Here is a 988-nt window from a genome sequence, read left to right on the forward strand (position 1 = left end):
CGGGTTATAGGCCAAAACGTGTGGATGGGACCTTGATCTGAGCATATGAATACTGGCCTAGAGAGGGGTTGTCATACTCGGTGACCCTTAGGTGTGCCGAATTCTCTCAACTCGACCCGTTGTCTGGTATGTGAAACGACCCTGATAAAGAACGGGCGCACTGCCGCGGGAACACAACGATGGTTGTGTCCAAACTGTCGGGCATCCTCAGTCCGAAAACGCCCGGACCTGGCCCGGCGGCGCGAGCTGGAACAGTTCTTGCGGTGGCTGCTTGGCAAACACTCCCAGACGGAGATCACTGGCACCGCTACGGGCCGATCCCTTCGCCGCTCAAACACCTGGTGTTGGGATATTGAACCCCGCCTCGGACCGGTCGAGACCACCCACCACCAAATCCTCATCGACGGGGTCTGGGTTGGTTCCTGGTGTCTGTTGATCGCGGTCACCGAGACCTTGGAGGTCCTTGCCTGGCAGTGGTCCGCACGGGAATCCACGGCAGCGTGGACGGCACTATTGGAACGCCTCCCCGCCCCCGCAGTCGTGGTCTGTGATGGTGGTGCCGGGATCGCATCCGCGGTGCGTCGTGTTTGGCCCGCAACCCGAACACAACGGTGTCTGTTCCACGTGCAGATGAATATTCGCCGCCACCTGACGCTGAATCCCCGCACCGATGCCGGCCGACGCCTGCTGACGTTATCCCGTGAACTCTCCGCCGTGCGGGACCAGGACGCGGTGATTGCGTGGCGACTGAAGCTCGAAGCCTGGTGGCAAGCCCACGGACACCTCACGAAAGAACGCAGCTCCGATGGCTACCGATACTGGTTCACCCACGACCGGCTCCGCAAAGCCTGGCAGCTACTGGCCAAACTCAGCCGAGACGGCACCCTGTTCACCTACGTCAGCTGCGGCAACGCCCGCACCACCAGCCCACTCGAGGGCGGCATCAATAACGGCATCCGCACCGTGCTGCGCAACCACCGCGGCATGA

General features: G+C 61.8%; 1 protein-coding gene. It reads left to right on the forward strand.

Annotated features, from left to right (window positions below):
* Window positions 1-93: 93 nt before the first annotated feature.
* Window positions 94-988: IS1249 family transposase (locus ABD112_RS11535; RefSeq protein ID WP_343926018.1), on the forward strand; the 895-nt coding region annotated here is incomplete at its 3' end.

It is taken from the genome of Rhodoglobus aureus (assembly GCF_039527955.1).
Classification (GTDB): Bacteria; Actinomycetota; Actinomycetes; order Actinomycetales; family Microbacteriaceae; genus Rhodoglobus; species Rhodoglobus aureus.